The organism is Synechococcus sp. PROS-7-1 (assembly GCF_014279795.1).
Taxonomy (GTDB): Bacteria; Cyanobacteriota; Cyanobacteriia; order PCC-6307; family Cyanobiaceae; genus Synechococcus_C.
In genome coordinates this window covers 409,565-430,345 of the sequence record NZ_CP047945.1, presented here as the reverse complement: position 1 = coordinate 430,345, position 20,781 = coordinate 409,565, and the positions used below count along the sequence as shown (strand labels likewise).

The window sequence follows — 20,781 nt, the reverse complement described above, 5'->3', positions numbered from 1 at the left end:
TGTCCACCGATGAGGCGGATCCTACAGAAGTTGATCAGCCACTCCAGTTAGGTTTGCAACCTCTCAACAACGTGAAGCGTTCGGCGTGCAGGGCAACGAAGACTCCATGATCCAGGCTCAACTTCAGCCCCTGCTGGAGCAGCTTCGTGTGCTCGCCGACGACCATCGCGATGAGCCTGAAGCTCTTCTCCTCTTTCTCAGGGAGCTTGAGGCGCTCCATCGCGACGTTCAAGAAGGAGCGTTTCGCAACAGCCTCCCGGAAGACCGTCAGCAGTTGTTTGGCTTTCTTCAAACCCTCGAGCGCAGTGGCGGCTGGCCTTACATCCCTCGGTTGCAACTGAAAACCTTCATCGCCCTTCTCGATCAAGGGCCTGCGGACATGGCGGCCTAATCGCCAAGCTGGCTGAGCCGATCCAACAGATCGTGCGCTAGAGCGAGCTTGTGCACAGCGGGAATGGCCTCCTGGCGTTCACCGGGCCCGAGAAGCCATCCACCGTTTAGGTCGCTATCAAGGCCCTGATCAGGGCGATCAATTGGATTGACCATCAACAGGTCACAGCCTTTCGCCTGGTATTTCTCACGACCGCGCTGGAGGAGGGTTTCATCGTCTCCTGCCAAGGCAGCGAAACCCAGCAGGCGTTGATGGGAGGGACGTCGTGACCCCAGCAACTGCAGCAGATCCGGCACCTGCTCCCAGCCCTGAGCGATCGTCTCCATGAGCTCGCCCTTGGGAAGCTTGGAGGAATTGTCCAAGCGCTCGCGCCGCACATCCGCAACGGCTGCGCACATCAGCACGGCATCAGCGCGGGGTTGACGCTCCAACAGGCAGACCTCCATGGCGGCGCTACTGAACGCCGGCAGACAGTACAAACCCTCCAGCCAGGCCTCTGGAACAGCCAGCGGACCATGCACCAGATCCACGTCCGCACCGCGGAAGCGGGCCGCTTGGGCAAGCAGAACGCCCATACGCCCGCTGCTGCGGTTGCTGATCAGACGCACTGAATCCAACGGTTCCTGGGTGGGGCCAGCGCTGATCAGCACGCGCTTGCCGCGCCAATCGGAACGCAGCTTCCCCTCGTTGTCAGCCTGTAGAAGCATGCTGGCGGCAGCCAGCACGATGCAATCCGGAGCTGCCATCCGGCCGGTGCCGACGCGGTCACACGCCAGCAGTCCGGCCTGCGGAGCCAGGGGCAGCACCCGAGGATCGTCGTGGAGCGTGCTCCAGTTGCGCTGAACCGCCGGGTGTTGCCACATGGCAGTGTTCATGGCGCTTGCGGCCAGCACCGGGCACTCGCAGGCCAACAGGAGGCTGGCTAACAGTCCCTCGCCATCGCCCTGCACCCAGCGCGCTAGAGAGCTGGCGCTGAGGGGCGCAACAATCACCAGGTCTGCCCATTCCGCCAGCTCGATGTGCAGAGGCCTTGGGCAAGAGGGATCCCATTGGTCAGCGTCCTGAAGGCAGGGATTGCGACTGAGACACGCGAGTGCGACAGGACTCACCAGTTGAGAACCACTGCTGGTGACCACGCAGCGGACCTGCGCCCCTTCCTTCACCAGCGCACTCACCAGCAGTGGTGTCTTCACAGCGGCGATGCTTCCGCAGGCCGCAACAATGACTCGCTGTCCTTGCAGCAGCCCAACCATGGATCAGTCCTCGTCGAAGGGTTCCTGATCGATCAGGTGGACGTAGGGGCGTGTGAGCTCAGGGCGATGAATCGCAAGAGCACGCAAGAGGTGCCAGTCACTGAGGCCCGCAAACGGGGTGGGGTAGTCGTCGTCTTCTAGACGACGGGCCAGGGAGGCCACCGATGCTTCATCGAAGGAAGCCAGACGCTCCGGCGTGATTGGCATGCAGAGCGTGGACGCTTCCGTCATTGTGCCTGGCGTCTTGCACGAAACACAGACGCTAGGTTTCAGGTACGGGGGGTTAGCTCAGCTGGTAGAGCGCTGCGATCGCACCGCAGAGGTCAGGGGTTCGAATCCCCTATCCTCCATGGAGAGACAGTGATGGGCGTGATGAACTGGACGTCCGAGGCTGAACAGGCGCTTCGCGAGGTTCCTTTCTTTGTTCGTCCAGCTGTGCGCCGCAAAATTGAAGCGTTGGCAACAGACCACAAACAGGAATTGATTGACGAGGCTTTTTACAAAGAAGCTCGCGCAAAGTTCTCACGCCGCTCGCCATGACCTCGTTCGGCATCACTCGCAGACGCTTGCGTCCGCTGCTGTTGACGCTTTTGGGATGCACCGTTCTGGCCTCCATTCCCGTGCGGCCCTCGGCATTGCTCACCTACATCCTGATCCTTGTGGCTGGCGGCCTGGCACGCCGCTAAGCCGGGGCTGACCGTCGGCCTTTGCAGGCCATGCGGTAAAAGAGAGGCTGAAAAGCTCTTGGTTGATGTCTCAGTCAAAACGAGAACAGGTTGTGAGTCACCTGCGCTATATCCGCCAGGAACTGCGGGAGATGCACCAAGGCGTCATGGAAGATGGCCTTCTCCCAGAAGCCGGCGAGGTTCGTGGCGTGATGGCACAAATGGAAGCCCTGCTCGAACTTCTCGAAGGCAAGAGCTCTCGCAAGGCCAAAGCTGAATCTGACTGATTTCAACTACGCCACTTGCCAAGCGGTGCAGTTCAAGCTTTCCTTCGCCAGACCCCATCATCCGGCCCAGGCTGAGCCTGGGCTTTTCTCTTAGAAGACCAAGATGTAGCGCTTGATAAAGGCAGAAGCACCATGAATGGTGTATACAGAGGGCGGCAGGGTCTGGGTCGGGTGATGGGGATCACCAGTGCACCTCCCTGCCTCTTCTCTGAGCGGCTTCTTTTATGACCGCCCGTCTTCAGTCAACCAGGCTTCAACGCAGTGTTGGTGAGGCCACGACCCGCCTCGATCATTGGGCGACGAATCCTTGGCGTCGCATCTCCCTCCTCCTGATCGCCTTGACGGGAAGTTTCATGCTGGGCAATGGAATCGCAGCGATTTCCGGGTCTTTGAATTTGATGGATCCGCTGGCATCGATGCTCACCGTGGGCGTGCTTGAGGTGATGGTGCGGGTAAGGCGTCACTGGGCCCGGGATCACCGCAGCCATCTGGGCAGGCAGCTTCTCGACATGGTCCGGATCGGTCTTCTCTATGGGCTTCTGCTCGAGGGATTCAAGCTGCTCTGACGCCCTGGCATGCACCAGAGAGCACGGACAAAACCGATTTCAATCCATACCCTACGGATAGATCTGCTGAAGTTCTGGCCATGGCTGGTGAGCGTTTCTACCTCGAGCTTGAGCCCCCTGAAGAACGCCTGCGCCATGCACCCCACGTGGTGATCGTTGGCGGTGGTTTCGCCGGCGTCAGAGCCTGCAAAGCCCTGGCCAATGCGGACGTTCGAATCAGCCTGATCGACAAACGCAACTTCAATCTGTTTCAGCCGCTTCTGTACCAGGTGGCCACCGGTTTGGTCTCCCGCGGGGATGTTGCCACGCCTCTGCGGCAGCTGGTTGGACGCCAGCGCAACGTGCAGGTGTTGTTGGGTGAAGTGACCCAGATCAACCCTGAAGGCAAGCAGATCGTTTTCAACGGCAAGGCCTACAGCTACGACTATCTCGTTCTGGCCACCGGCTCAGGCAGCACGTTCTTCGGCCATGAAGACTGGCGCTGCTTTGCGCCACCCATGAAAATCCTCGAGCACGCCGAAGAAATCCGCCGGCGGCTGTTGATGGCGATGGAGCAGGCGGAACAGACCCCTGACCCGGAAGCGCGTCGGTTCCTGCAAACCGTTGTGATCGTGGGCGGCGGCCCCACGGGCTGCGAAATGGCAGGCGCCACCTCGGAACTGATGCGCAATGCCATGCGCCGTGAGTTCCGCCAGCTCAATCCGGCGGACACTCGCATCATCCTGGTTGATCCGGGGGACCGTGTGCTGAGGGCAATGCCGGAAGCGCTATCTCAAGCGGCCCAGGAAACCCTTGAGGCCCTTGGCGTAGAAATGCTTTTCAAGGGTCGGGTGCAGACGATGCAGCCCGGCGAGGTGACCGTGGGCACCCCCGATGGAGACCAACGCCTTCAGGCCGCCACTGTGATCTGGACAGCCGGTGTGCGCCCCTCCCATCTCGGGAAGAAACTGGCCGACGCCATCGGCTGTGAAACCGACCGGAGCGGACGGGTGATCGTGGAGCCTGACTTCTCGGTGCAAGGGCACCCGGAAATTCGCGTGGTTGGCGACCTCTGTTCCTACAAGCACACCCGGGACGGCAATCCCCTGCCTGGCATGGCGGGACCCGCCACCCAGGCCGGCGGCTTCGTCGGCAAAGACATTGCTGCCATGGTGGGCGGACAATCGCGCCCAACCTTCAGCTGGTTTGACTTCGGCAGCATGGCCGTGCTCGACCGGGTGGACGCGGTGGCCGATCTGCGTGGTTTCAAGTTCAAAGGAGGCATCGGTTGGCTGCTCTGGGCTGCCGCCCACCTCGCCTTCATGCCCGATCGGGAAAACCGCTACACCCTGCTGATCAAATGGATCTTTGCAGTGGTGTCGCAGTCGAGAGCATCGATGCTGCTCACAGGGATGCCCAGTCAGCACATGGGACTGGATGCTCCAGATGCCGCATTCCCAATGCAGTCTGGATCGGGCCCCTCGATCGCCGAACCCGGAGCTGCCCTACGGGCCGCGATGGATTACTACTCCAACCAAGTGTCCGGGATCTCCACTCAGAGCGAAAGCGGAGACTCCGCAGCCGCCATCAAATAAAGCAGCGCCATCCGGATCGGGATGCCATTGCGCACCTGATCCTCTACACGATTGGCGCTCAGATCATCGAGAAGGGCACCGCTCATCTCCACACCCCGGTTCACCGGGCCAGGGTGGAGCACAGGGATGGGAACCTGGCAGGCCTGCAGTCGCTCATGGCTGAGCCCGAAGTCGCGGTGATAGCGATCCAAGCTGGTGAGCATGTGCTGACGCATGCGCTCCTTCTGCAGACGCAGGGTCATCACCGCATCGGCTCCGGCCAGCGCATCATCAAGATCGCGCACCACGGTCAACGCGCCCCGATCGGCAACGGGATCTGAGGCTTGTCCAGGCGGCGGCTGGGCTACGAACTGCGCAAAGGCCTCAGGCACCAGGCTTGGCGGACCGCAGAGAATCACATCCGCGCCACAGGCCGTGAGGGCCCAGAGATTGGAGCGCGCCACTCGGGAGTGGAGAACATCGCCCACGATCACAATGCGGCGTCCGCGCAGGGCTTCCGGCAATGGGTGACTGGGGTTGAAATGCTGCGCCAGGGTGTAGAGATCGAGCAGCCCCTGGCTTGGATGGCTGTGCAGGCCATCGCCCCCATTGAGCACCACGGTGCGCTCACCCGTGCGTTCAAGGGCTTCAGCCAACTGCCTGGGCACGCCTGTGCAGCGGTGACGCACCACCAGCACATCGGCGCCCATGGCCACATAGGTGCGTGCTGTATCGAGCAGGGATTCTCCCTTGCTGAGCGAACTGCTGGAGGGCGAGAAGCTGGAGACGTCGGCAGACAACCGCTTTGCTGCCAGCTCAAAGCTGCTGCGGGTGCGGGTGCTTGGTTCGAAGAAGAGTGTGGCCACAAGCCGCCCCTGGAGCGCCGGCAGCCGACGCGCGCCGGTGACGGGCATCGCACTGAACCGATGGGCCAGCTCAAGAACAGCCGCGTAATCCTCCCTGGAGAAGGTGGAGAGATCGAGGATGTGGCGGTGGGTCCACGCGCTCAACTGGGCGTCCGCTCACTCTGCTGAAGCTTAGTGGGAGGAGATCCATTCGCCCAGGCAGCATTGGGCTGGTAGGCGTCCTGCAGCAGTGGCTTGCGGTCTCCCTTGGCCCGTTTGCTCACGCTGCGGCTGGCTTGGAGATACCAGCGCCACGGCCACTCCTGCGCTCGGGCAATCCCGATGCGGGTGGTGGTGACCAGCGCCAGATTCTGCAGCTCCGAAGGGCGCGGAGCGATCCAGAGATCCTGCCCGGAGCAGGCGGAACAACCATCCATCTGCCGGTCGATCCCGAAGCGACGAGCCAGTAGCCCAGGTCCCGCTGCCACACGCTCAGGCTCACCAGGCAGGGCCACAGCCCTGAGCAACACACCATTCGCCCACTCGGCGCGATCAGTCACCACATTCACGCAGTGGTGAATGCCATAGCTCACATACACATAAAAACGCCCAGGCTCCCCGAAGAGCGTTTCGTTTTGAGGGCTCCTGCGCCGATAGCCGTGGCAGGCAGGCTCCTCCTGGGAATACGCCTCCGTTTCCACAATCACGCCCCAAAGGAGGCTGCCGCCCTCTTGGCGTTTCACCAACCTGCAACCAATCAAGTCGGGGGCGACCAGCTCAGCGGGGCGGCAGAAGAAGGCTTGGGGGAGTGCTGGGAAGTCTTGGGTGATGGGCTGGATGGCTATGGGAGTGGCTTGCAGGTCTTTATTCATCCTGCTGACATCAAGCTGTGGATGACCCAAAATGGAGGCATTACACCCACTCACAGCGCGGCAATGTCAGAAGAGCAACTCAAAGCCTTCCTGGAAGCCGTCCAAGCAGATGCGGGGCTCCAAGAGAAGCTAAAGGCAGCTACCGATGCTGATGCTGTCGTAGCAATTGCCAAGGCTGCAGGTTTTGTGATTTCAGCTGGGGAGCTGAAGAAATCACAGGCAGAGCTTTCGGATGAAGAGTTGGAAGCCGTGGCTGGGGGTGGTTGTATTACTGGGAGAGAAAGCTGTTATGGTGTTAATCAAACTACAGAGCCACTAGGCAACAACTAAGAGCGTTGCTGGGCGCTCAAATAGCAACTACTTGTCAAAAAACAAGTTAATTTGACAGAGAGCTAACTTAACTTAATTCCTCCCGTCAAGCCTCTATCTCCACAGGGGCTTTTTATTTCTTCAGCCACCCTCAACCAGCCCCAAACGGCTTCCGATACCTGGCACAATTTTCGTCAATTAAGCAACAGTAGTGCGTCAGCAATGGCGGGTTTTTTTGTTGTTAACTGACAACGTTGCCGACGATTGCTAAAAACAGGCTGTAGCTCCACACGTTCCCATGTCAGAAGAGCAACTCAAAGCCTTCCTGCAAGCCGTCCAGGCAGATGCGGGGCTCCAAGAGAAGCTGAAGGCAGCAGGCGATGCGGATGCTGTGGTGGCGATTGCTAAGGCTGAGGGCTTTGTGATTTCTGCTGAGGAGCTGAAGAAATCTCACAAGGGATTTCAGGCAGAGATTTCTGAAGAGGAGCTGGAAAGCGTAGCTGCAGGCGGATGTAACGTAGACACTTACAAGGCTTCGTTAACGACTGTTATCTGGTCAAGTTTGTGTCCCTGAAAGGCGCGGGAGCGGTAGAGGTACGGTTCCGGTTCTGTAGCCCATCCTAATCCTTTAGAGCCCCTGCAGTCGTAGGGGTTTTTTATTTTTTCAATAGACCACCAAGAGCCATCATTCAGCCTCAACCAGCCACAAACGGCTTCCGATGCCTGGCACAATTTTCGTCAATTAAGTAACAGTAGTGCGTCAGCAATGGCGGGGTTTTTTGTTGCCTGCTAGGTTGCGCTGAAGACTTACGGGTTGTCCACCGCTACAAAGGAGTCACGCTGCGGTTTCCTTGATGGCAACACTGGACGAGTTCAAGGCACTGCGTGATGGAGTGTCCATAGAGGTTCAAGGGGAGCTGTTCAAGCTGATGACCTCAGACCCTGATGCCTCCATCCGTCGCATGGTGGAGATCGCAGCAGAGAAAGGGATGACGGTGATCTCTGCTGAGGTGCGTGGCTTTCTGAGGCAGATGGACGACGATGATGAGTTCGATGATTTCGAACTGGATGCCATCGCCCTCAATGCCATTGCTGGTGGAATGCACACACGGGACAGCGCCTGCTGAAAAACGGAGCAGCCTGTCGCTCCGAGTTAATTAATCTCCCGACAAAACATTCACCCCGTCGTAATGGAGGGGTTTTTGTTGGATGGATTTTCCCTAAAGGGTTTATGTGCATCTCTAGCGGTGAAGTAAATCCTGTCTAGAAAGGTAAAAGCTAGGTATTTCCAGTGCCATTTCGCGTGCGAAGTAAGAACCCTTTTGTTCGGGTTATCTCAGCCGTCGTGGTCGCCATGTCTTGGTGGGTCGTAATGACCGCTTCATTGCTAATAGTGCTTCCTTTTTTCGATACATACGATACACAAGCATTCTTTACGGGGGTAAAGCCAAGTGACGATTTTCAAATTACGAATCTTGAGTTTGCGCTTGTAGTTGTCATTGTGTGGAGCGTCAATTTATTGTATAGCCTCGTTTTCAGGCGTCTGACTAAGTTTATGAACAGAAAACTAAAGAAAGACGTTGAGTGGGAACGCAACCCAATGGGCTGAGCGGTGAGTGAATTTCATGAGCATCAAATCTTGGAGATCGATTTCCCGATAAAACACACTCCCGTCAGCAATGGCGGGGTTTTTTGGTTGCCTGCTGCCAACGCCGTCAACGATTGCTAAAACCAGGCTGTAGCACTACACGCTCCCATGTCAGAAGAGCAACTCAAGGCGTTTCTGGAAGCCGTCAAAGCTGATTCAGCATTGCAGGAAAAGCTAAAGGCGGCTGGTGATGCCGATGCCGTCGTAACGATTGCCAAGGCTGCAGGCTTTGTGATTTCTGCTGAGGAGTTGAAGAAATCACAGGCAGAGATATCAGAGGAGGAGCTGGAAGGCGTGGCTGGAGGTGGGACGACTATAACCACAGACACTACGACACTGATGACAACTGTCCTTTTATGACTTTATGATTAAGGCACACCTCTTTAGCTCATCCTAATCCTCTAGAGCCCCTGCAATCACAGGGGTTTTTTATTTCTACATCCACCCTCAACCAGCCCCAAACGGCTTCCAATACCAGCACAATTTTCGTCAATTAAGTAACAGTAGTGCGTCAGCAATGGCGGGGTTTTTTGAGCAGACAAATGCTGTTGGTTTTGCTATGAAGTGACTGTCAAAAAACAAACACGATGTCAGAAGAGCAACTCAAAGCTTTCCTGGAAGCCGTCAAGGCGGATGCAGGGCTTCAGGAGAAAATTAAGGCAGCTGCCGATGCCGATGCCGATGCCGTCGTAACGATTGCCAAGGCTGCAGGCTTTGTGATTTCAGCTGAGGAGCTGAAGAAATCTCAGGCAGAGCTTTCGGATGAAGAGTTGGAAGGCGTCGCTGGGGGCACAATCTCTATTGGCCTGAGCTGTGGCTGGTGTGCCTGATTTGATTGCAGTCTTGGCTGCTGCTCGATGTCATTTCTTATTGTAACTTAATCCCGTCAAACCCCTGCAATCACAGGGGCTTTTTATTTCTTCATCGACCCTCAACCAGCCCCAAACGGCTTCCGATACCTGGCACTATTGCCCAACACTGCCGCCAGGCATTAGCCGCCTTCCACGCCTCAGTCAAGCCGAAATATTTACAGCCACAGCAAAGCCTTTCCTCCCTATTCTCTTCTTCCATTGATACGTCTATCTCCTCAGTATAAGTTTTCAACTACCAAATACTTCGCTCCCTATCGCCATCACGAATGCCATTGGCTCGCCTAAATCTCACCGCTATCTGATTCCACTCCTCTGGGATTTGATTGAGGCGACAATCAAATGCAAAAGACAGTTGCTGTTGCCCTGGCGAGACACGCCTTCTCTTGCTTCTATGAGCACCTCTTGCCTCCACCAATCGCTTGAGCATCCTTAAGCCCCAAAGCAAGCTGCCGTCTTCTTGGCGTTTCACCAACAGGCAACAAATCAAGTGGGATCGACCAGCTATGCAGGGCGAGCGAAAAAGTTCTGGGCGAGGGCTAGGAAGTCTTGCGTAGGCGTAGTGGTATGGAAGTAGCTGCAGGCCTCTCCATTGTGCGGACAACTGTGAAACTGTGCCAACCACAGTGGCAGTGGATGGTGTATTTGACAATAATTTTCAAAAGTCAAGTTACGTGCGCACCTCTAACTGGCTTAGTTCGACGCTATGGCCTTGAAAGCCTGCTCTGCACAACTTGCTTGCGCTTTGCTTTTGGTCGTTGAATCTGCATGCTTTTCAGGTGATTCAGTCGCTCAAGCAGGAAACACGGTGCCTGAAGCGATACCTCTCGTTGATCAAAAGAAGGTTTCTCCGTCTGAGCTTGTTGAGCAGCTCAAGCAACTGCAAGATCAAATAAAAGCAAATTCGAGACCCGTTAGTCTTGCCGAGGCAATCAAGTTAGGATTGCAGAATAACCCCGAGCTTGCTAGCTCTTTCAGCACGATTCAGCAGTTTGAGTGGCAATTGATTGCGGCACAACGGAGCTGGTACCCCACGCTTCAGCTCACCAATGGGACTCCTTTTATTGGGAGTAACTGGGGCACTTTTGTTCAAGACCAATATGCCCTGCCAAACCAGCAAGTTAAGGAGCTTCAGGCGCAGGGGCTAGGGCGTAAATCTGCGACAAAGTCTCAGCAGTTTGTTGTGCAGCCCGGCGCCCAGGTGAATTGGAATTTCCTTGATCCAACCCGTCAACCCAATATTAATGCCGCCGCTGATTCCCTTCTGCAACAAAAGTTTCTTTTTGACGTGAGTGCTCGCAATCTAGTTTTGCAGATCCAGGAGTCTTATTACGCGATTCAAAGCAATCAGCAGCTGATTAATAGCTTTCAGAAAATTTACATGATTAACCAGAAACAGCTCGAGATTCTCGAGGCGCGAAAGTCGATCGGCATGGTCACAGTGCTTGATCTCGAGCAAACCCGTTCTCAGCTGTATGGCCAGCTCAGTCAGCTTGTGCTCTATACAAGCAATTACATTGAGCAGACGGCACTTTTGGCCCAGCAATTAGCCTTGCCTGCGAATCAATTGGCCATTCCTGACCAGCCAGCACAGATGCAGGGGCGTTGGCAGGTCCCTCTGCAGGAGACCATTCGCAGAGCCACGCAACAGAGGGAGGAAATCCTCGCGAGCTTGGCTGCTGCGGAGTCTTCCAAGTGGAGCAGTGTGGCCTTATTGAGGCAATATCTACCCGTTTTCTCTCTGGTCGCTACAGGGAGTTTAATCGGACAAAACGGCTACCAAAATATCCCGGTGCCTAATGATCCAGGGTCTCAGTACGCCCGTAATCGGCAGTGGAACGCTGCGATTGGCATTGGTTTCAACTGGATGCTCTTTGATGGTGGTATCGATGCCGCTAATGCGCAGGCGTTCAAGACGCAGGCTCAGCAACAATTAGCCCAGGCGGCTCTTACGGAACTGCAAGTCACCCAGCAGATTCGATCCAGCTATGGCCAGTATCAGACCTCACAGGTAGCCGTTACGACCGCACGCCAGGCATACCGGAGTGCCGAATTAGCACAGGAAGCTGCTCGGGCTCGATTTGAAGTGGGTGTCGGCGATATCACCAGTGTGGTGCAAACGATTCAACAACTTTCTTCTGCGGCTCAGCAGTTGTCGCAAGCAGTTCTGGGCTACAACAACGCGGTCGCTGAGTTGTATCGCTATTCGGCAACCTGGCCTGGCGCCTCGCAGCAGGAGGTGCAGGAACGCCTCAAAATGATGCGAGATTCTCCCGAGCCTTTACGGCCGGATTCCTTAACGAGGCTCGGGCTATGACCCAGTTATTCAATGATCGGGCTTTACGCAAGCGTCACCGTGTTGGTGATCGTAACGGCCCTGTGCGCCTTTTGACGCCTCCCTTGCGACTCACCCTGGCGTTAGGCATCTTGATTGCGGCCTCTGGTGCGCTCTGGGCCATCTTGGCAAGAATTCCGATCTCGGTGCAGGGCACCGGCGTTTTGTTGCCTGTGAGCACGATCAATAGCAGCTTGAGTAGAACCAATGGCAAGGTTTATTGGTTCTTCGATAAACCAGTCCAGGCTTGGCACAGAACAGCTCTTAAATTTCGCAATGATCCGGAGCAGTTTGATAACCAACAGATGACCGCCTTAGCCCGAACGATGGTTCGTCAGACCGCTTCTCTCTACGACAAGCAAGCCAAATCTAGTACGACTGATCAAACCTCAACCGAATTCATGGAGAGCTTAAAGCGTACCTACAGGGGGCAACAATTCTCTGTTGGCACGCTTCTCCTTTGGGTGCAATCGTCAGCTCAGCAAGAACGTTTGCAGAGTGCTCTCACTGAACTAAATCGCACTCTCGCTGATTCCCGTGCCCAGTCCATCAATATTCAGTCGAAGCAGGCCATCCTCTCGGGTGAACTCTCGAGTCGTTCGTCGTACCTTCAAAAGATGATGGCGTTGGAGGGTCGTGGTTTTGTTAGCCGCGAGTCGATTCTCCAGGAACAGGCCCAGGTAGATACCATCCGATCCAACATTCTTGGCAATCGCAATGAACTGATTCGGATTCAAAATCAAAATAACGAAGCTTACCAGAAGCTCCGCAATGAGCTTGCCAAGTTGATCAACGAAGAGCTTTTGTTTGCCACTCGCGATGTCTACCTTTCTCAGGTAATTCCCAATGATGGTGAGCCGGTCACCCAGGGACAAGAATTACTCAAACTGAGTGATGACGATCTCGCCGATCCTGTGCTTGTGCCGTTGTTCCTCAGCAGCAAGGAAATGGCCCAGGTGTTCCCTGGGATGCCTGCCTTGGTTACTCCATCAGGTTACAAACGATCGGAGGTGGGTGGGATTCAGGCTGAAGTTGTCTCAATGGGCAAACTCCCAAGTAGCCGTGAAGACGTGCAGGCCAGGGTTGGTATGCAGTCTCTCGCTGATGTGATCATGCAAAAGGAGCCTGCCCCCACCTTGGCTGTGTTGGCGTTGAAGCGTGCCAAGAGCTCCACCGGGCGCAACAGTGGTGGCTATCTCTGGAGTTCTCGGGGGGATCTTCCCTATCCACCCACGGCAGGCGACCGGCTCGAGGCAGAAGTCACCACGCGCAGTGTGGCTCCGATTGAGCTTGTGCTGCCAGCGTTGCGACGTTTCTTCGGCTGGTCACCACCGGAAACACCAGCCACTACACCCGCTGCTTCTCAACCAAAACGGCAGCCATGAAACGCTTGCAGCGCCATCGGATCAAAGCCCGCACACGACTTCAATACGAAGCCGCTGAATGTGGTGCTGCATCGCTTGGGACCATCCTGGCCTATTTCGGCCGAGTGGTGGAGCTAGGTGAGCTGCGTTTGGCCTGTGGTGTGAATCGCGATGGAGCGAACGCGAAACAGCTGCTCGTGGCGGGTCGTCAATACGGACTCAAGGCTCGGGCCTATCGCTGCTCCGGTGAGCAGCTCAAACGCGAGGGGCAATTTCCTTGCGTTGTGTTCTGGGGATTCAATCATTTTCTTGTTGTGGAAGGCTTTGATGCCGACCATGCCTTTTTGAGTGATCCCGCTCAGGGGCGTGTGCGGGTAGAGATGGAAGAATTCCAGGATAATTTCACCGGCGTTGTGCTCGAATTCGAGCCTGGCCCTGAATTTCAGACCGGCGGGCATGAGCGTTCGCCTTTGCTGAGTCTGCCAGCCACCTTGGCTCCTTATCGCCATTCAATCGCCGTGTTGCTTTTGGTGAGCAGCGGCCAAGCCGTGCTCACCGTTCTCGTGGCTGGATTTACCTCCACGTTTATTGACAGTTTTCTGCAGAATCAGCGCCTCTATTTCGGGATTCCGCTGATCTGGCTGTTATTGATCACTGTGCTGGCTTGGCTGGCGCTGTTGGCTGGGCAGTTTCTGGTGCTCCGGCGCATGGAGCTGTTGCTCTCCAAACGGCTGACAGCCGATCTTTTCCGCAAGCTGTTTCAGGTGACATTTGCCTTTTATCAGGCCCGCTTTCAGGGAGAAATTGCCAGTCGAATGCTCCTGGGGATGCAAACCACCCAGGTGGTGATAGCCCAGATGCTTCGCTTCGGGCTGTCGCTCTGGATTGGCCTCTTTGTTTTGATTTTTGCCTTTGTGATCTCTGCCTGGTTGGCGCTCTTGGTGTTGGTGGTGATGGCCGGCAATCTGTTTCTGAATTGGTGGCTTACCGATCAGCGCTATGACTCCAATCGGCGTCTGGCGATTGAACAAGGCAAGGCTCAGGGCAAGGGACTGCAGGGGATCAACAACATTGAAACCCTGAAGGCGTCTGGTCTGGAATTTGACTTCCTCAGCCAGTGGCAAGGAAGTTTTGGCAATGTGGTGACCCAGAATCAACAGCTCGGTGCTCAGATGGCGTTGGCCACGATCACAGCGAGCGGTAGCACCTTCCTTCTCAGTGCCCTGATCATCACAGCTGGAGGTCTGCTGATTATCGCCGGCAAGATGTCGCTAGGAACTCTAGTGGCGTTTCAGTTCCTTCAAGGCCAACTCACTGCTCCGATCTCATCATTGCCCCAACTGAATGCCACGCTTCAACAGTTGATCGGCAGCCTGGGGCGCCTCGACGACCTCAAGCGCAGCGACGATGATCCTTTGGTGCGCAGTTTTGCCCTGCCAGCACACTCTTCTCAGCCGCACGAAAGTGAACAGATGCGCCTGCAGGGACATTTAGAACTTGAGAATCTGAGTTACAGCTTCAATCCCGTTTCTCCTCCCTTTATCAGCAATCTCAGTCTCTCAATTCCTGCTGGATCGCAGTTGGCGATTGTGGGCGGAAGTGGATCCGGGAAAACCACCTTGATTCGCGTTCTCGCAGGTTTATATCAACCCAGTGGCGGGCGTTTGCTTTTCGATGGTCGGCCCTGGGAGCATCACGGTGATCGGCTGATGCGCGACAGCCTGGCCTATGTGCCTCAGCAGGTGTTCATGTTCAACGCCTCGATTCACGACAACATCACCCTGTGGCGCTCTGGTTATCGCCTGCAGGATCTTGAGGAGGCGGCCCACGACGCTCAGATTCTCAACACCATTACCAGCCATCCAGAGGCCTTTGCCCGTCATCTCAAAGACAATGGCAGTGACCTCAGCGGTGGTGAACGTCAACGGATGGAGCTGTGTCGAGCACTGCTGCGCAGACCCTCGATACTGCTTCTCGATGAGGCCACAAGTGCGCTCGATAATTCCGCACAGATGCAGGTATTGAACGCCCTCAAGGCCCGGGGACTCACGGTGGTGAGTGTGGCCCACCGTCTTGATGCCGCCTTGCGCAGTGATCAGGTGTTGGTGATGGCGCAGGGCGCCGTTGTGGAGCTTGGCTCTCCGCAAGAGCTGCTCGATCAAAGCGGCGCTTTTCGTGCACTCGTCGATTCAGAGCGTGTCGGTCAGGGGATGGCGTAATGGACCATCCAGATCCACAAGCCGCTTCTGAGCAGGCCTTGCTGGCTGCGCAGTCGCTGGAGACGGCCCTTCTATTTGAGGAAGAAGCCAACGACGATCAAGACGCTTCAATGCGTTTGTTGGGATTCTGTCTGGCTGAGCTTGGCCGACGGCATCAGCCTTTGGAGCCGCTGCCAGGTGCTTCGATTGAAGCGCTGTTAAACCACAACGACATTCACCATCGTCGCGTCGAAGTGCCTCGTCATCTACAAAAGAACGAGGTGCCCTTGATGGTTGTGAATCCCAAAGGGAGCACCACTCCCTGTGCGCTCTATCGGCGTGGTCGCACCAATTGGCTTTATGACCCCGAGAAGCAAACACACCAGTCCGTCCCGCACGCCACAGCGTTTGACGATACGGGCTTTGAAATTTACCTTTCCCTGCCGGAACGTGTCCCTGGCCCCTTAGCGGTGTTGCGCTTTGCGTTTGGCACTGAAGTTGCAGCCTTGTTGGCGTTAATCATCACGTCGGCTGTGGTAATGGGATTCAATCTCTCGATTCCGATGCTCACCAATCTTCTGGTGAGTCGCATCCTTCCGCAAAACGATCAGCAGCTGCTCTTTCAGGGGCTCACTGTGGTGGTGTTGATCGTGATCGGTTCAGTCGCCAGCCAATATCTGCAGAGTCTGATGATGCTGCGCCTGGAGAGTGTGGCCGATCTCCGTTTGCAATCGGCCGTTTGGGATCGGGTGATGCGCCTTCCCATGAGTTTTATCAGCCGCTACACCACCGGTGATCTTGCTTCTCGCGTCAACTCCATCAGCCAGTTGCGCCAACTGATGGGCAATGGTGTGCTCTCCACGTTGCTGTCGAGCTTGTTTGCAGTCAGCTATTTCGTGTTGATGTTTGTTTACGACAGACACTTGGCTCTTTGGGCCAGTGCCTTCACTTTGGTGGCGATTCTCTGCTTGCTATGGATCACCTGGCGCTCGATTCAACTACAGATGCCTTTGCTCGAAAGTGGAGCTGAAATCACCAATTTTTCACTCCAAGCCGTGATGGGCATGCCCCAGATCCGCAGTGCTGGTGCCGAACCGTTTCTATTGCTGCGTTGGTTGCGTGAGGTCAATCGCTATGCCCTCCTGCAATTGCGCAGCAACGTGTACAGCGATGCGATTGAGCAATACGGCACGCTTGTCTCGCCTCTGGCCAGCTTATTTTTGTTTGCCGTGGTGGCTTTCCGGATTCTCAACAGCCCGAACACCTTTGAGTTGAACCAAACGGTGGTGGCTTTCATTTCCTTCAATGCCGCTTTCGGCAGTTTCAATGGGTCGGTAACTGGTGCGGTCAATCTCATTGCCAACGTGGCAGGCCGAGCTGCTGTGCTGTGGCAACGGGCTGAACCGGTGATGTATGCCGACGTGGAGCCTGGTTATCAAACCGATGCGGTGCGCCATCAATTAAAGGGTGAGTTTTGCCTGCAACGCATTGCCTATGAGTTTCCAGGCAGCAGTGAGCCTCTCTTTCAGAATTTGTCGTTCTCAATTCCCGCAGGTCAACACACGGCGATCACCGGCCCGAGTGGCTGCGGCAAAACCACACTTGTGCGCATGCTCCTGGGTTTCATCACGCCAATTGGTGGAGAGGTGTTGGTGGATGGCATTCCCCTGAGTCAATTGGCGATTCGCTCGTATCGGCGGCAAATGGGTGTGGTGATGCAGACCGCACGTCTTAATGCTGGTTCGATTTACGACGTGATCTGTGGTGGTGTGCAGCGCAGTGAGCAGGAGGTTTGGGAAGCCCTTGAGAGAGCTGCAGTGGCCGACGAAGTGCGTGCGATGCCAATGCAATTGGAGACCCTTCTCAGCGATTCCGGCGGCAACGTGTCGGGAGGCCAGGTGCAGCGCATTGCCATCGCCCGTGCCTTGATCACACAACCGAAGGTGTTGATCATGGATGAAGCCACCAGTGCCCTTGACAATCGATCTCAGCTGGCGATCACCGAAACAATTAATGCCCTTGGCATCACGCGGATTTCCATCGCCCATCGACTGGCAACGATCCAACAGGCGGATCAGATCGTGATTCTCGAGCGCGGCTGCCCTGCGGAATCAGGCCAGTGGGATGAACTCAAGAACCATGGTTACCTCCAGCGCATGTTGGCCAGTCATTGACTGCACTTTTGCAGTAGTCCGGCACTTAAGAGTGTGTTGGCTGCACATTGTGAGTCACGATCCTCCAACAACGCCAAGGCCATTCCGCTCAAGCCCGTAAAGAACCCTGGCAACACCAAGTTGCCTTCCTGGGTGCCAAAGCAGCGCAGTTGTGGTTCCGTGCCTTGGCATCGATCCAGCGCCTGCCTCTTCAAATGATTGGCTTGAGCCATTGCCAATTGTTTGACGCGTTCGTTCACCAGCCAGGGACCTTGCGCCAGATCACGCAGCAGCACCATCAGGCCGAGGGTGCCGCAACAGAGATGGTCCATCCCTGGCTGCTTAATTGATGCTGTGGTTTCCAAGGCGATGCTGAGTTCCTCAGCGCACTGGTCATCCCAGAGATCGGTGCCCCAGAGACAGGCGCGGCCGAGAGCAATACCGGGTGCGCCATGGCACCAGCTCACCATGTAAGCAGGGCCTTCTTCGGGTGTCTGCTGGAAGCGAAAATCGGGCCAGTTGCCGGCATCGGCATGGAAATGGCTTCGCTCATGCTTCACAGACTTGAGTGCTGCCTTCAAAAAGCGCTCCTTTCCTGTGGACTGATGGAGGAGCGCCAGGGCAGCTGCATAGCCCGCGGTGCCATGGGAAAAACCAAGCAGTCCAGAGTGGCGCGTCGACTGTCTCCAGCTGCCATCCTCATCCTGCGTTTCCAGCAACCTGTCGCCCGCCAGGACCGCCAGCTCAATCGCTCGCGTGGATTCGAGCCGTAGTAAAGGGCCGATCAGGCCTGCGCAGCCACCGATCACATCCCACTGCTGATCGGACTTGATGAAGCGGGGCTGGGCTCCTTCCAGGAGTTGGGCGGCCAGATCAGTTTCACCGATCTCGCGCAGTGCCAGCAGGATGCCGCCGCAACCACTAAGTCCCAGGGATTGATCGCGCCACCAGCGCCTTAGCCCATCGCCATGGGATTGCCCCACAAGGTCATGCAGTGGTTTGAGGATCGCCGCCTGGATCGCCTCCACCTCTGCAGGCGCGCTGCCGAGTGATTGGAGACGCTTCAACAGGCAAGCGATGCCGATCGAACCGCCATAGAGCGAGAGGTCAACCGGGCCAAACGAAAAACTCTCGCCATCGGCGCCAAGATCCATCCCCAACCACTCGATCTGTCCCTGAGGATCTCGGATCGCTAGATCGAGCAGCATCTGGGCGATGGTGCTGGCAGCCTCAACCGCTGTGATAGCAGGCGCCGGCTGCGCAGTCTCAGCCTGTTGGTTGTGGGCATTCGCTGGACGACCCTCTTGCCGTTGCTTGAGAACCCGCGCCTGCACAGCGCCGCGAATCAAGCGCTCCTGAAAGTCGATTTCAGCTGCATTGAAGGCCCTAAGCCGGTTGCGCGCTGAGGCCAGGCCACTGGTTTCGATGAATCCCGGCAGCACCGCTCCATTCTCGTCGAGTTCCAAGCCATCGCGATCGATCGGATGCGTGAAGAACGGAATATCCAGCCGCTGCATTTGCTGGCGCTCGGCGGCAAACACTGGCCAGTGCAGCGGTTTACTTTCAGCCAAAAGAAAGCTGCGGCTCAGCTGCTCGAGGCACAGGGCCTGGGCTTCTTCTGTACGCAAGGCTGAGGCTTCCAATTGCTGCCGCTGCAAGGCGAAATACACCCGCGTGGCCCGCAACACGATCCGACGCGGTAGTCCCGCAAAACGTTCCAGCGGACTCTCTGGACTCAACCAAGGCTCGCGCAGCTGCAGGAACTGTTGGGCTTGGAGCCGAAAACCGGCGCAGAACGGCTCAAGATGCTCAGACAATGGATTGGTGTTGCCAAAGCCCACCGGAAGGCTGGTGGGGCACTCGGCCGCTCGGTTGATCCGGCCGGGCATCATGCCGTCGCTGTTGATCCCAAGCCAGCCAGCCATCGTGATCTCCTCTTTCGCGGGAGGCGCAATTCCGAGGGCACTGATGTCAATCGCCTGTTTGCCCTGGCCGATGAACCACCATTGGGGCAGCAAGCCGGATCTGAGCACAGAGCCCCGAAAGCGCTGCTGTAGGTCTGAGGGCTCCTGGTGTTCTGCTGACTCAGCAGCCGCCTGGATGTGATCGGGAAGGTCGGCTTCCAGAAGGGTCTCCGTGTCGATCAGCACCAACTGATCACCGCTGGCGATCAGATTTTCATGGTGACAATCGGTGCAGCCGAGCAGGTGCAGCAGGGCGGTGAGACGGCCGGCGTTGCAGTAGTAGCGCTCCAGCTCCTCAGCGTTGGCGCAAAGAGTGTGGGCAACATGCTCCATGTAGCCGTAGCCGTCGCAGGTCTGCACCACGAGGCTGCGCAGGGGAGGCAGCTCGGAGTGGGTATTGAGGTCCTCAATCAGGGCCTGGTAGGCCGCATCCACTCCCATGTCTTTGGGTTTGTAGACCAAAAGCTTGGTGTTGCTGCGATCTGGTGATGTGAAGCTGAGAATGGCCACAGCGCGGCCACCACGGTGGGGATCACTGAGGCCCTGCTGCACCGCTTGCAGGCACCAATCGCTTGGGATCGAACAGTTGTTGGCCAGGATGGAGCGATCGTTCTGGATCCTTTCCAGCATCTCCAGGCTGCCCTGATGCCAGAGGGTCACTACCGTGCCGATGAAGCGCCCCAACACGGGGAAGGTGGTGAGCAGGCTCTGCAAGCCATCGCGGCGGTGCGTTGTGATGAAGCGGGTGTAGAGCTCCCGCACCGGCGGCCCTTCTCCATCGCCTGCTGACCCCAGATGGGCGAGCAGCATCGCTCCTGGCGTACGGCCCGTATTGAACTGATCCCAGAGCACCTGATCGCCGATGGCGCAGAGCCGATTCAGCAGGGAGTCGGCCAGTTGATCGACCACGTTGGGGGCGATGCGATCTAGTCCAGCGCTGCGCTCCAGAGCTGCATGCAGCTCTGCTGCGGCGCCTTCCCGAATCGGTAGCCAGAGGTCGACAAAGGGCCGCTGTTCGCTGGCCTGCACCGGCTGGAGGGGCTGATCCCAGGCGCCCTGAAGCCAGCCCTGGCAACGGCTCAGGGCCTGCTGCCAGGCTTTGGAATGGCTGGTTTTGAGCTGCGGTGGAGCCGAGAGCCACTCCCCGAAAGCATTGCTGTCAGCCCAGCGGTCCCAGGCGAGGCGTCGCTCGAGCTTGTGGGGCTCGTCTGGAGCGATGAGATCCAGCCACTGTTGGGTCCGGTTCATTCAGTCGAGTGCGGCACGAAGCAATAGAAGAGGCCCTTGGCCTCCGGCAAACCCCGATCGATCCCGAGTACGCATCTCGAGCGATCAGAGATACGTTAGGAAGAGGTGGGAGGTCCCTTTTCTCATGCTTAATAGGCCCGAGAGAGACCACCGACAACCGTCGGTGTAACACTTATTTGGCGTTTCCCAAGAAACGACCAAAGACTTCACCTGTCTCAGGAGCGATCTGATATTTATGGTTCATATCAGCAGGTGAACTAT

Annotated in this window: 20 protein-coding genes, 1 tRNA gene and 1 pseudogene; 16 read left to right on the top strand and 6 right to left on the bottom strand. The window is 56.7% G+C overall.

Translation table 11 applies throughout. The annotated features are described in order from the left end of the window. Nucleotides 1–106: 106 nt before the first annotated feature. A complete protein-coding gene (locus SynPROS71_RS02100) occupies nucleotides 107–391 on the top strand; it encodes a hypothetical protein (RefSeq protein WP_050815911.1) in 285 nt (94 codons plus the stop codon). On the opposite strand, the gene coaBC is transcribed toward SynPROS71_RS02100, so the two are convergent. Together coaBC and SynPROS71_RS02090 are read right to left on the bottom strand one after the other, a co-directional pair. Then, nucleotides 388–1,644 carry a bifunctional phosphopantothenoylcysteine decarboxylase/phosphopantothenate--cysteine ligase CoaBC gene (gene coaBC / locus SynPROS71_RS02095; protein WP_186596324.1) on the bottom strand — a complete coding sequence of 419 codons (1,257 nt, stop codon included), beginning with the start codon at nucleotides 1,642–1,644 and terminating at the stop codon, nucleotides 388–390. The two genes, SynPROS71_RS02100 and coaBC, sit on opposite strands and share 4 nt — an antisense overlap. A gap of 3 nt (nucleotides 1,645–1,647) precedes the next feature. Then, a complete protein-coding gene (locus tag SynPROS71_RS02090; protein ID WP_186584023.1) occupies nucleotides 1,648–1,875 on the bottom strand; it encodes a DUF2555 domain-containing protein in 228 nt (75 codons plus the stop codon). A gap of 46 nt (nucleotides 1,876–1,921) precedes the next feature. Between SynPROS71_RS02090 and SynPROS71_RS02085 the strand changes: the two genes are divergently transcribed. The 6 genes from SynPROS71_RS02085 (at nucleotide 1,922) to SynPROS71_RS02060 (ending at nucleotide 4,736) form a co-directional block, all read left to right on the top strand. Beyond that, nucleotides 1,922–1,994: transfer RNA gene (locus SynPROS71_RS02085), tRNA-Ala, on the top strand. A 13-nt stretch (nucleotides 1,995–2,007) separates the two neighbouring features. Beyond that, a complete protein-coding gene (locus tag SynPROS71_RS02080; RefSeq protein ID WP_222929539.1) occupies nucleotides 2,008–2,184 on the top strand; it encodes a PCP reductase family protein in 177 nt (58 codons plus the stop codon). Continuing rightward, entirely contained in the window at nucleotides 2,181–2,330 is a 150-nt protein-coding gene (locus SynPROS71_RS02075; RefSeq protein ID WP_186596320.1) for a hypothetical protein, read from the top strand. The genes SynPROS71_RS02080 and SynPROS71_RS02075 overlap by 4 nt, the downstream gene beginning before the upstream one ends. Nucleotides 2,331–2,395: 65 nt before the next feature. Next, complete coding sequence (locus SynPROS71_RS02070; protein ID WP_006042295.1) at nucleotides 2,396–2,596, top strand: hypothetical protein; 201 nt, start codon at nucleotides 2,396–2,398, stop codon at nucleotides 2,594–2,596. 224 nt (nucleotides 2,597–2,820) lie between these two features. Beyond that, a complete protein-coding gene (locus SynPROS71_RS02065) occupies nucleotides 2,821–3,162 on the top strand; it encodes a DUF565 domain-containing protein (RefSeq protein ID WP_186596318.1) in 342 nt (113 codons plus the stop codon). A gap of 80 nt (nucleotides 3,163–3,242) precedes the next feature. Then, nucleotides 3,243–4,736 (top strand): NAD(P)/FAD-dependent oxidoreductase, encoded by a 1,494-nt coding sequence (locus SynPROS71_RS02060; protein WP_186596316.1) that lies wholly within the window; start codon nucleotides 3,243–3,245, stop codon nucleotides 4,734–4,736. Here SynPROS71_RS02060 and SynPROS71_RS02055 read toward each other — a convergent pair. Together SynPROS71_RS02055 and SynPROS71_RS02050 are read right to left on the bottom strand one after the other, a co-directional pair. Beyond that, nucleotides 4,697–5,725, bottom strand: a complete 1,029-nt coding sequence (locus SynPROS71_RS02055; RefSeq protein WP_186596314.1) for an aspartate carbamoyltransferase catalytic subunit — start codon at nucleotides 5,723–5,725, stop codon at nucleotides 4,697–4,699. The two genes, SynPROS71_RS02060 and SynPROS71_RS02055, sit on opposite strands and share 40 nt — an antisense overlap. Further along, nucleotides 5,722–6,321: a DNA-3-methyladenine glycosylase gene (locus SynPROS71_RS02050; protein ID WP_370586843.1), complete on the bottom strand. Its 600-nt coding sequence runs from the start codon at nucleotides 6,319–6,321 to the stop codon at nucleotides 5,722–5,724. The genes SynPROS71_RS02055 and SynPROS71_RS02050 overlap by 4 nt, the downstream gene beginning before the upstream one ends. Here SynPROS71_RS02050 and SynPROS71_RS13990 point away from each other — a divergent pair. The 5 genes from SynPROS71_RS13990 (at nucleotide 6,292) to SynPROS71_RS02025 (ending at nucleotide 9,219) form a co-directional block, all read left to right on the top strand. After that, the gene (locus SynPROS71_RS13990; protein ID WP_370586842.1) at nucleotides 6,292–6,762 is read left to right on the top strand and encodes a Nif11-like leader peptide family natural product precursor; all 471 of its coding nucleotides are present in this window, start codon (nucleotides 6,292–6,294) and stop codon (nucleotides 6,760–6,762) included. The genes SynPROS71_RS02050 and SynPROS71_RS13990 overlap by 30 nt on opposite strands. A gap of 277 nt (nucleotides 6,763–7,039) precedes the next feature. After that, on the top strand, nucleotides 7,040–7,315 hold the full coding sequence (locus tag SynPROS71_RS02040) for a Nif11-like leader peptide family natural product precursor (RefSeq protein WP_186596308.1): 276 nt from the start codon (nucleotides 7,040–7,042) through the stop codon (nucleotides 7,313–7,315). 280 nt (nucleotides 7,316–7,595) lie between these two features. Then, on the top strand, nucleotides 7,596–7,868 hold the full coding sequence (locus tag SynPROS71_RS02035) for a hypothetical protein (RefSeq protein WP_186596306.1): 273 nt from the start codon (nucleotides 7,596–7,598) through the stop codon (nucleotides 7,866–7,868). 629 nt (nucleotides 7,869–8,497) lie between these two features. Next, nucleotides 8,498–8,749: a Nif11-like leader peptide family natural product precursor gene (locus SynPROS71_RS02030; protein WP_186596304.1), complete on the top strand. Its 252-nt coding sequence runs from the start codon at nucleotides 8,498–8,500 to the stop codon at nucleotides 8,747–8,749. Nucleotides 8,750–8,976: 227 nt separating this feature from the next. Further along, nucleotides 8,977–9,219, top strand: a complete 243-nt coding sequence (locus SynPROS71_RS02025) for a Nif11-like leader peptide family natural product precursor (protein ID WP_186596302.1) — start codon at nucleotides 8,977–8,979, stop codon at nucleotides 9,217–9,219. A 274-nt stretch (nucleotides 9,220–9,493) separates the two neighbouring features. Here the strand turns inward: SynPROS71_RS02025 and SynPROS71_RS13825 are convergent. After that, nucleotides 9,494–9,700 (bottom strand): annotated as a pseudogene (locus tag SynPROS71_RS13825) (hypothetical protein); the annotation flags it as partial. 264 nt (nucleotides 9,701–9,964) lie between these two features. Here SynPROS71_RS13825 and SynPROS71_RS02020 point away from each other — a divergent pair. From SynPROS71_RS02020 to SynPROS71_RS02005, 4 genes are read left to right on the top strand one after another with little or no spacing between them, the layout of a single operon-like run. Further along, complete coding sequence (locus tag SynPROS71_RS02020) at nucleotides 9,965–11,575, top strand: TolC family protein (RefSeq protein ID WP_186596300.1); 1,611 nt, start codon at nucleotides 9,965–9,967, stop codon at nucleotides 11,573–11,575. Further along, entirely contained in the window at nucleotides 11,572–12,978 is a 1,407-nt protein-coding gene (locus SynPROS71_RS02015) for an HlyD family efflux transporter periplasmic adaptor subunit (protein ID WP_186596298.1), read from the top strand. Before SynPROS71_RS02020 ends, SynPROS71_RS02015 begins: the two co-directional genes overlap by 4 nt. Beyond that, on the top strand, nucleotides 12,975–15,176 hold the full coding sequence (locus SynPROS71_RS02010; protein ID WP_186596296.1) for an ATP-binding cassette domain-containing protein: 2,202 nt from the start codon (nucleotides 12,975–12,977) through the stop codon (nucleotides 15,174–15,176). The genes SynPROS71_RS02015 and SynPROS71_RS02010 overlap by 4 nt, the downstream gene beginning before the upstream one ends. Then, nucleotides 15,176–17,329 carry an ATP-binding cassette domain-containing protein gene (locus SynPROS71_RS02005; protein WP_186596294.1) on the top strand — a complete coding sequence of 718 codons (2,154 nt, stop codon included), beginning with the start codon at nucleotides 15,176–15,178 and terminating at the stop codon, nucleotides 17,327–17,329. The genes SynPROS71_RS02010 and SynPROS71_RS02005 overlap by 1 nt, the downstream gene beginning before the upstream one ends. On the opposite strand, the gene SynPROS71_RS02000 is transcribed toward SynPROS71_RS02005, so the two are convergent. Beyond that, nucleotides 17,323–20,520 carry a type 2 lanthipeptide synthetase LanM family protein gene (locus SynPROS71_RS02000; RefSeq protein ID WP_186596292.1) on the bottom strand — a complete coding sequence of 1,066 codons (3,198 nt, stop codon included), beginning with the start codon at nucleotides 20,518–20,520 and terminating at the stop codon, nucleotides 17,323–17,325. The two genes, SynPROS71_RS02005 and SynPROS71_RS02000, sit on opposite strands and share 7 nt — an antisense overlap. Nucleotides 20,521–20,781 lie beyond the last annotated feature (261 nt).

Excerpts from the sequence above, each read along its gene's own strand:
- SynPROS71_RS02075 (WP_186596320.1), top strand. The coding sequence starts at position 2,181 with ATGACCTCGTTCGGCATCACTCGCAGACGCTTGCGTCCGCTGCTGTTG.
- SynPROS71_RS02090 (WP_186584023.1), bottom strand. The coding sequence starts at position 1,875 with ATGACGGAAGCGTCCACGCTCTGCATGCCAATCACGCCGGAGCGTCTG.
- SynPROS71_RS02040 (WP_186596308.1), top strand. The coding sequence starts at position 7,040 with ATGTCAGAAGAGCAACTCAAAGCCTTCCTGCAAGCCGTCCAGGCAGAT.
- coaBC (WP_186596324.1), bottom strand. The coding sequence starts at position 1,644 with ATGGTTGGGCTGCTGCAAGGACAGCGAGTCATTGTTGCGGCCTGCGGA.
- SynPROS71_RS02060 (WP_186596316.1), top strand. The coding sequence starts at position 3,243 with ATGGCTGGTGAGCGTTTCTACCTCGAGCTTGAGCCCCCTGAAGAACGC.
- SynPROS71_RS02005 (WP_186596294.1), top strand. The coding sequence starts at position 15,176 with ATGGACCATCCAGATCCACAAGCCGCTTCTGAGCAGGCCTTGCTGGCT.
- SynPROS71_RS02020 (WP_186596300.1), top strand. The coding sequence starts at position 9,965 with ATGGCCTTGAAAGCCTGCTCTGCACAACTTGCTTGCGCTTTGCTTTTG.
- SynPROS71_RS02010 (WP_186596296.1), top strand. The coding sequence starts at position 12,975 with ATGAAACGCTTGCAGCGCCATCGGATCAAAGCCCGCACACGACTTCAA.
- SynPROS71_RS02065 (WP_186596318.1), top strand. The coding sequence starts at position 2,821 with ATGACCGCCCGTCTTCAGTCAACCAGGCTTCAACGCAGTGTTGGTGAG.
- SynPROS71_RS02035 (WP_186596306.1), top strand. The coding sequence starts at position 7,596 with ATGGCAACACTGGACGAGTTCAAGGCACTGCGTGATGGAGTGTCCATA.
- SynPROS71_RS02000 (WP_186596292.1), bottom strand. The coding sequence starts at position 20,520 with ATGAACCGGACCCAACAGTGGCTGGATCTCATCGCTCCAGACGAGCCC.
- SynPROS71_RS02025 (WP_186596302.1), top strand. The coding sequence starts at position 8,977 with ATGTCAGAAGAGCAACTCAAAGCTTTCCTGGAAGCCGTCAAGGCGGAT.
- SynPROS71_RS02100 (WP_050815911.1), top strand. The coding sequence starts at position 107 with ATGATCCAGGCTCAACTTCAGCCCCTGCTGGAGCAGCTTCGTGTGCTC.
- SynPROS71_RS02015 (WP_186596298.1), top strand. The coding sequence starts at position 11,572 with ATGACCCAGTTATTCAATGATCGGGCTTTACGCAAGCGTCACCGTGTT.
- SynPROS71_RS02080 (WP_222929539.1), top strand. The coding sequence starts at position 2,008 with ATGGGCGTGATGAACTGGACGTCCGAGGCTGAACAGGCGCTTCGCGAG.
- SynPROS71_RS02030 (WP_186596304.1), top strand. The coding sequence starts at position 8,498 with ATGTCAGAAGAGCAACTCAAGGCGTTTCTGGAAGCCGTCAAAGCTGAT.
- SynPROS71_RS02070 (WP_006042295.1), top strand. The coding sequence starts at position 2,396 with ATGTCTCAGTCAAAACGAGAACAGGTTGTGAGTCACCTGCGCTATATC.